The 7,766-nt window shown below is 64.6% G+C and carries 6 protein-coding genes and 1 tRNA gene; 2 read left to right on the forward strand and 5 right to left on the reverse strand.

All coding sequences use genetic code 11. From position 1 onward, the window contains the following. Nucleotides 1–379: 379 nt before the first annotated feature. The 3 genes from QZ292_RS08540 to QZ292_RS08550 all read right to left on the reverse strand — a co-directional run bounded on the left by QZ292_RS08540 (nt 380) and on the right by QZ292_RS08550 (nt 2,101). A complete protein-coding gene (locus QZ292_RS08540) occupies nt 380–538 on the reverse strand; it encodes a hypothetical protein (protein WP_294600559.1) in 159 nt (52 codons plus the stop codon). 148 nt (nt 539–686) lie between these two features. Next, nucleotides 687–1,241 (reverse strand): 6,7-dimethyl-8-ribityllumazine synthase, encoded by a 555-nt coding sequence (ribH, locus tag QZ292_RS08545; protein ID WP_294600561.1) that lies wholly within the window; start codon nt 1,239–1,241, stop codon nt 687–689. A gap of 155 nt (nt 1,242–1,396) precedes the next feature. Then, a complete protein-coding gene (locus tag QZ292_RS08550) occupies nt 1,397–2,101 on the reverse strand; it encodes a tetratricopeptide repeat protein (protein WP_294600563.1) in 705 nt (234 codons plus the stop codon). Nucleotides 2,102–2,346: 245 nt separating this feature from the next. On the opposite strand from QZ292_RS08550, the gene QZ292_RS08555 reads away from it, so the two are divergent. Next, entirely contained in the window at nt 2,347–6,975 is a 4,629-nt protein-coding gene (locus QZ292_RS08555; protein ID WP_294600565.1) for a translocation/assembly module TamB domain-containing protein, read from the forward strand. A gap of 70 nt (nt 6,976–7,045) precedes the next feature. Here QZ292_RS08555 and QZ292_RS08560 read toward each other — a convergent pair whose 3' ends face one another. After that, nucleotides 7,046–7,192 carry a hypothetical protein gene (locus tag QZ292_RS08560; RefSeq protein ID WP_294600567.1) on the reverse strand — a complete coding sequence of 49 codons (147 nt, stop codon included), beginning with the start codon at nt 7,190–7,192 and terminating at the stop codon, nt 7,046–7,048. A 249-nt stretch (nt 7,193–7,441) separates the two neighbouring features. Here QZ292_RS08560 and QZ292_RS08565 point away from each other — a divergent pair. Continuing rightward, nucleotides 7,442–7,513: transfer RNA gene (locus QZ292_RS08565), tRNA-Thr, on the forward strand. A gap of 35 nt (nt 7,514–7,548) precedes the next feature. Here QZ292_RS08565 and QZ292_RS08570 read toward each other — a convergent pair. Then, nucleotides 7,549–7,766 (reverse strand): hypothetical protein (locus QZ292_RS08570; protein ID WP_294600569.1); only part of this gene is annotated, 218 nt, incomplete at its 5' end.

Raw genomic sequence — 7,766 nt, forward strand, 5'->3', positions numbered from 1 at the left:
AGTAGAAAGTAGGGGCCTCCGCGGCCTAAGCGGAACAGAGAGAAGAGGTAAACTATCTTCTCAACATTGACAGTCAAACAACATTAAGTAAAACGAGTTTTTTCCGCGCGCCCTTGGGAAATCTTGTCAAAACGTGCCAGCACATTTTGACGATTTCCCTCTTAAGGCGTGGCGCGCGGGCTTGTCAACGCTTGTTTTAGTCGCCCGCTGGAATTTCATCTCGGTTTTGCTTACCGCAAAACGAGTGAAATTCCTCTTTAAGCGGGGCGGGCGACTGTCGAGCTTCGAACCGGACGGAACTGCCCTTCGCGGGCGGCGTCCGGGTGACCCCGGCGGGACGGAGCGATGCTTGCGCATCGCTAAGACCGTCTCGCCCCGTTTATTCCGAGAGGCAACGCAACTGAAGACCGTAGGCGCGACTGAAAGTAAAACTGGGCTCGAGCAATGTTGGGCGAAATTCCAACCATACTCCATTAATCGCGTTCACCTGCGATGAAAGGCTGTAGCCGAAGCTGCCGACGCCCATCAGTGCGCCCAACGCCCCGCTGTTTCCCGCGTCGCGGAAGCCCGGGGCGGGCCCCCCGAACCAAACCGATAGCTCGCCCTAAAGAGAGAAAGACGCCGCTCTTCGGAACCTTCCGAAGAACGGCGCATCTGTAAATAGTCTGGAGTAAAAAGCCTGAAAATCAGTTCACCACCGGGTGGTTTTCCGTCCCCGTGCCCGCCGTGGCAGCCGTTTCACCGTTGTCCTCCGCCTCCATCTCGCGCTGCAGAGCCACCATCTTGATCGCCGTCGCCGCCGCCTCGTCGCCTTTGTTTCCGAGCCGTCCGCCCGCCCGGTCGAGCGCCTGCCGGCGGTCGTTGGTCGTGAGCACCCCGAACGCGATCGGCATGTTCCAGCTCAGCTGCATCTGCTGCACCCCGCTGGTGACCCCCTGGCAGACGAAGTCGAAGTGGCGCGTATCGCCCTGAATCACACACCCCAGGACGATCACCGCATCGACATTGGTGTATTCGGCGAAGTACTGCGCCCCCATGGCCAGTTCGAAAGTGCCGGGCACCCATTTGACACTGATTTTATCCTCGGCGCATCCCGCCGCGCGGAGCGTGGCGACCGCTCCATCGAGCAGGGCCGAGGTGATGTCGTGGTTCCATTCGGCGACCACGATGCCGAACGACATTTCGGTCGCCGCCGGCACCGGCCGGTCGAAAACGGAGAGGTTTTTCAGTTCGGAAGCCATAGCTTTGGTTTGCAAGTGATTCGCTCCCTCCGACGGGAGCAGGAGGCCGTTCCGGAAAGGGAGGAACGGCGTCAAAAAAGGCAGGGAAAAGTTCGTCTCCTCTCCCCGCCTCGGTATGGGTGGAAATCAGTCGTCGGTGTCTGATGGACAGCTCGTTACAGCTGCTGCTGAACCCGGGCGATGAATTTTTCGATGTCCCGTGCCGGAATGCTCCGCGGGTAGTCGTTCCGGATCCGTTCGTAGAGATTCAGAGCCTGCTGCGCATGCCCCGCCTGTTCGTGAATCATCCCCGCCTTTTTGAGGTAGACCGGCGTGGTGGCCACATTGTCGCTGAACTCCGCCGCCCGTTCATAGAGCTTCGCCCCCTGCTCCAGGTTGCCCAGCTCGACATACGCATCCCCCCGCAGCCCCAGGTTCTGCGCCCCGATCAGCTCCGCCGCCGCATTGTCTTTCGAAACGTCGTATTTTTCGAAAGCGTCGATCGCCTGCTGGAACTCGCCCAGGTAGAGATAGCACATCCCGGCATAATGCCGTGCCAGATTCCCCTGCGGTGTGTTCCCGTACTCGTCGGCGATCGTCAGGAAGCCGTCGAAAGCCGCATTCCCGTTGAGCGCCAGCGCGAACGAGTCGCGTTCGAAGTAGTTTTGCGCCTCGAACATCGCCGCCGACGCCTGTTTGGCCCGCGGCGCGAGGTAGAGGTATTTGTAGGAGAAGTACCCTCCGACGATCACGATAATCGCGCCGAGCGCCATCAGGAGCTTCTTGCCGTTGCGTTCGATGAAGAGTTCGAAACGTCCGAGGCTCTGTTCGATGACCTGCTCGGGAGCCTGGTTCGCGTGTTTGTTATGATTTTCTGCCATGATGGTGTGATAGTTCGTTGTTTCTGAGCGCGTTAAGTCGTACGCAGACCCATTGGGGTCTCCCGGCCGGCGCCCTTGTCGGCGCAAAAGTAACGGTTTTTCGGCGAAATCGAAAACCGGAGGCCGCTTTTTTCCCGATTTAAGTGCGAGACCCGGGGCCCGAAAGCTGCCGATCTTTGCTTATCTTTGCAAGGCCGTGTGCCGCTCCGCCACGCCGGAACCGCCCGCACGCCGCCCCCTCCCGTATGCTTCGGAAAATCCTCAAACGCCTGCTCGTCGTCCTCTCGTGGCTCGTGGTCGCCGCCGTCGTCCTGCCCGTCGTGGCCGGACTGCTGCTGCAGATCGGCGCCGTGCAGACCTTCGTCGTGCAGCGGCTCGCCCGGCGGCTCTCCGAACGCATCGGCACCGAACTCACCGTCGACCGCGTCGACATCGCCTTCTTCAATCGGTTGGAGGTCAGCGGCCTGTGTGTCAAAGACCCCTTCCGGCCGGCCGACACCTTATTATATATGCGGCGCGTGGAGGCCGGCATCGACGGACTCGACTTTTTCAGCGGCCGGATCGCACTCGGCGTCGTGTCGCTCGACGACGGCGTCCTGCACATCGCCCGCGACACCGCCGGGCGCGGCACCAACCTCGGCTACGTCATCGGCCGGCTGCGTCCCGACCCTCCGCGGCCCATCCGGCTGCGGCTCACCGCCCGCGAGCTCAACCTCCTCGGCCTGCGCTTCACCCTGCGCGGAGCACCCTCCGACAGCGCTTCCGTCGTGCGCAGCAGTCAGGTGAATTTCAACGATTTGGATATTCAGGGCCTCTATTTTCAGGCCCGTGCGGTCGCCGTGCGCGACGACTCCGTCGCCCTGCGGATCGAGCACTTCAACTTCGACGAACAGAGCGGTTTCCGGCTCCGGAACCTCACCGCGCGGCAGATCGCGGCCGGCCCCGGCGGCATCCGGATCGACCGCCTGCGGGCCGAGACCCCCTTGTCCGTGCTCCACCTGCGCCGCGCCGACCTCGGTTTCGACGACGGGTGGGAGGCGCTCCGGCAGTTCGACCGCGCCGTGCGGATCGACCTCGAAGCCTTGCCCTCGTCCGTCTCCTACCGAACCATCGCCCGTTTCCTGCGCCGTCCGGCCGAGATCGGAGCCGCCCTCTCGTTCGACTCGCTCGCCGTGAGCGGCACCGTGGACGACCTCTCCGGGCGGCTGTGCGGCGCAAGGAACGGAGCCACCCGGCTGGACGCTACGTTCGCCGTGCGGGGGCTGCCCGACTGGGCCCGGACACGGCTGCGGATCGGCATCGACCGGCTGGAGAGCGACGGCGACGAGGTCGGCCGCATCTACGGCGAACTCGCCGCCGGGCGGCAGCTGAAACCGGCTCTCGCCGCCCTGTTGCAGCGCGCCGGAACCATCGGATTTACAGGTAGTTTCGACGGCCTCGTGCGCGACTTCACCGCCACCGGCGAGCTCACCACCGCCCAGGGGCTGGTGGGCGGCACCCTGCGCTTCCGGCCCGGCGAACGGGCCGGGCAGACCCGCTTCACCGGCCGCCTCGCCACCGAAGCCTTCGGGCTCGGCCCGCTGCTCGGACAGCCTCGCCTGGGAGCCGTCTCGTTCTCGGCCGGCGTCGACGCCGCGACCGACGGCGGGGAGCTGACGCTGGCCACCGACGCCACCATCGACCGCCTCGACTTCCGCGGCTACGCCTACCACGACATCCGGATGAACGGCCGCTGGGCCGGACAGCTCTTCGAAGGGCGCCTCGAATCGGCCGACCCCCACCTCGACTTCACCACCGAAGGGCGGCTCGACCTGCGCGACCCGGTGCCCGCCTACGACTTCGAGCTGGCCCTTCGCCGCGCCGACCTCGTCGCCCTCGGCTTCAACCGCCGCGACACCCTCTCGCAGCTCGCCATGCGCTGCCGGGCCCACGCCGCCGGGACGAACCTCGACGACCTGAACGGGCGGGCCGAGATCGACAGCCTCGCCTACGTCAACCCCCTCGACACCGTCCACGCCGGCGCCATCCGCTTCGAAGCCCGCAGCAGCGCCCGGTCGCGGCGGCTCTCCATGCGCTCCGGCTTCGCCGACGCCGACCTGCGCGGAGCCGCCGAATACGAACGCTTTTTCCGCTTTTTCCGTCACTCCCTGCGGCGTTACCTGCCCTCGCTCTCGGCGCCCGACAGCATCTCCCGTCCCCTCGCCGTGCAGACGGCCGAGGCCGACTCCGCCGCCGCGCCCGAGGGATACTACCTCCTGAAAATCGACGTCAAACAGGCCAACAACGTCGCCGCCATCTTCGTTCCCGGGCTCGAGGTGGCCGAAGGGACCTCCGTCGGCTTCCTCTTCGACCCCGCGCGCGACGAATTCAACCTCAGCGTCAAATCCGACTACATCCTGCGGCGGAACCTCTACGTCGGCGACCTGATCGTCGAGTGCCGCAACCGCGGCGACTCCGTCTCGGTCTACGCCTTTGCCGACCAGTTCGGCATCGGCCCCCTCGACCTGCCCCGAATGTCGGTCGTCGGCGGCGTCGGCCACAACCGCATCGCCCTCGCCACCCGCTTCGAGAATCCCGAAAACGGCAACCGCGCCCTGGTCAGCACCTCGACCACCATCGGCCGTTCCGCCGCGGGGCTGCCGCAGCTCGACGTCCGGTTCTATCCCACCTCCTTCCGGGTCGAAGGTCGCGAGTGGTTCATCCAGCCCGGCCACCTGCTGATCGACTCCACCGGCATCGGCTTCCGGCGGTTCGGCGTGCGGAGCGGCGGCCAGCGGCTCACCGTCGAAGGCCGCGCCTCAGCCCTCGAGAGCGACACCCTGCGCGTGGGCTTCGAACGGCTCGACCTCTCGCCCCTCACGCGGCTCGTCCAGCGGCAGGGCTACCGCATCGGCGGGCGCATGGACGGCCTCGCCGAGCTCGTCGCCCCCTTCGGCGCCCTGCAGTTCGGCGCCGACCTCCGGGTCGACTCCCTCGCCATGAACCAGCATCTGCTCGGATCGGCCGACTTCCGCAGCCGGTGGGACGGCGAACGGCGGTGGGTGCGCTTCGCCGCCGACACCCCCGACGGGGCGACCCCGATCGCAGGCTACTACGACAGCCGCGAGCGGCGTTACCGGGTCGATTTCGACCTCCCGCGGTTCGACATGGCCTTGCTGGAGCCTCTGCTGCAGGGCGTGCTCGTCGATACGCGCGGCCGGGCCCGGACGAAGCTCTCGCTGACCGGCGGCCCCGAAGGGGGGCCCGTGCTGAACGGGACGATCGGCGTCGACGAGTATGCCGCCACGGTGGCCTATACCCGGGCGCGGTACAGCCTCTCGGGGCCCGTGACCGTCACGAACAACCGCTTCGAGCTGCCCCCGTCGCCGCTCGCTGACGGCGACGGAGGCACGGGCTCCATCTCCGCCTGGTTCGACAGCCGATATTTCCGCCAGCTCCGCTTCGGCGTGAAGGTCGATTTCCGCGACCTGCTCTGTCTGAACACCACGCTGGCCGACAACCCGGACTTCTACGGGAAGATCTACGGCACGGGCGCCTTTTCGGTCACCGGCGACGACTACCGCACCGCCATCGACGTGCGGGCCGAGACCGCCCGGAGCTCGACCTTCGTGCTGCCCCTCTCGGAGGTCTCGACCATCGCCGAAGCCGACTTCATCTCCTTCGTCGACCCCCCCGTCCGCACGCCCGTCGACCGCGTCGAGCAGTTCCGGCGTCAGCTCCGCCGCCCCCAGCGCCGACGCACCAAAAGCGAGCTCAACGTCGACTTGAACCTCACCGCCCTGCCTAATACGGAGGCCCAGATCGTCCTCGACCCGCGGCTCGGCGACGTGATCCGCGGTCGCGGCAACGGCCGCTTCCGGATGAACATCGTCCCCGCGCGCGACATCTTCACCATGGACGGCCAGTACGACATTGCGGAGGGCACCTACCTCTTCACGCTCTACGGGGTGCTGGCCAACAAATACTTCATCATCCAGCCGGGCGGTTCGATCCAGTGGACGGGCGACCCGGCCGACCCGCTGGTGAACATCGACGCCGCCTATCGCGTCCGGACGTCGCTGAAACCCCTCCTGGGAGCCAACGCCCAGGGAAGCGGGACGGGCAGCGGGAATGTCAACGTGAGCTGCGGAATCCATCTGACAGACAGACTGTTCGACCCCACCATCCGCCTCTCGGTGACCGCACCGGGGGCCGATCCTGAGACCAAGAACCTCCTCCGCAACCTCCTCAATACCGAGGAGGCGACCACCATGCAGTTCGCCTACCTCATGCTCTCGAACAGCTTCATGCCCGACGACCAGACCAACGCCATCGGCACCATGAGCGGCTCGCTGGCGGGGATCGCCGGGATGGAGTTCCTCTCGAACCAGATCAGCAACCTCATCTCCGGGGCGAACTACAACATCCGCTTCGGCTACCGCCCCTCGAGCGAGCTGACCTCCGAGGAGGTGACCTTCGACGTGGGGGCGGATCTGATCGCCAACAAACTTTCGCTGGAGGTGGGCGGGAACTACGACGTCGGGCAGCGCGGAGCCTATCAGGTGAGCAACAACCCGTTCTCGGTGGACGGCTACCTGACCTGGGTGCTGAACAAGTCGGGGTCTCTGAAAGTCAAGGGCTTCACCCGGACGATCGACCGCTTCGACGAGTCTCAGGGGCTGCAGGACAACGGCGTGGGCGTCTACTACCGGCAGGAGTTCCAGAGCTGGAAAGACCTCAAGGAACGGTACCGCCGCTGGCGGGCAGCCGCCCGTGAGCGGCGTGCAGCGCGACAGGAACGACGCCGTCTGCGCCGCGCTTCATCGGGAGCTCCCGAATCTCCGTCAGCTCCTTCCGTAGCTCCTGTGGCTGCGGACTCGACGGCGCACAGGTAGGGCTACCCATGAGGCAGCCCTTAGGTATATTAGGGTAGAGGCTGCCAATAAAACACCCTGTGGGTGCCGTTTATTCCGAGAGGCAACGCAACTGAAAACCGTAGGCGTGGTAGTCCGAGTAGCTGGTGTAGAGGCTCTGCGAACCGAAATACAAGTCCAGGCCGAGGATGCCGCTCGTGGCGGAAGACCAGCCGAACCCGTAGTCGCCGACGTGCACCGGATCGCCTAACCGCCCATTATTGCCTGCGTCGCGGAAGCCCGGGGCGGGGACGAATCTGAAATGGAGGTGTGGAAGATATTGATTATGAATCGGCTGTATGGATTCGGCGAAAAAAAAGTGTAAAAATCTCGCTCCCGACCTTGCGGGAGCCGAAATTTTGTCTACCTTTGCACACGATCTCAGGCCTCCGGGGTGGGACGCAGGGGGGGGATGGATGAGAGGGGGTGGAGATTTTTTTTGTAAATTGCTGTTGTAGCTCAGTGGTAGAGCACTTCCTTGGTAAGGAAGAGGTCCCGAGTTCAATCCTCGGCAACAGCTCGGAGAGATGTTCTTCGTTGTTTTTAGAAGAGCCGTCAGGCGTTGGCGTTGAGAGGGCTGTCTTTTCCCGACAAGTCCGCTTGCCGGAAAAAGATCGGCCGCGCAACGCCAGATTCGGAGAATTTTAAAAACAACGTAAGTATTTCTCGCAGGGCGCCCAGAGGATCACGGGACGTAATCCTCGGCAACAGCTCAATATTGCGGAAATAGCTCAGTTGGTAGAGCACAACCTTGCCAAGGTTGGGGTCGCGAG

It is taken from the genome of uncultured Rikenella sp. (assembly GCF_910577125.1).
Classification (GTDB): Bacteria; Bacteroidota; Bacteroidia; order Bacteroidales; family Rikenellaceae; genus Rikenella.

Excerpts from the sequence above, each read along its gene's own strand:
- ribH (WP_294600561.1), bottom strand. The coding sequence starts at position 1,241 with ATGGCTTCCGAACTGAAAAACCTCTCCGTTTTCGACCGGCCGGTGCCG.
- QZ292_RS08555 (WP_294600565.1), top strand. The coding sequence starts at position 2,347 with ATGCTTCGGAAAATCCTCAAACGCCTGCTCGTCGTCCTCTCGTGGCTC.
- QZ292_RS08550 (WP_294600563.1), bottom strand. The coding sequence starts at position 2,101 with ATGGCAGAAAATCATAACAAACACGCGAACCAGGCTCCCGAGCAGGTC.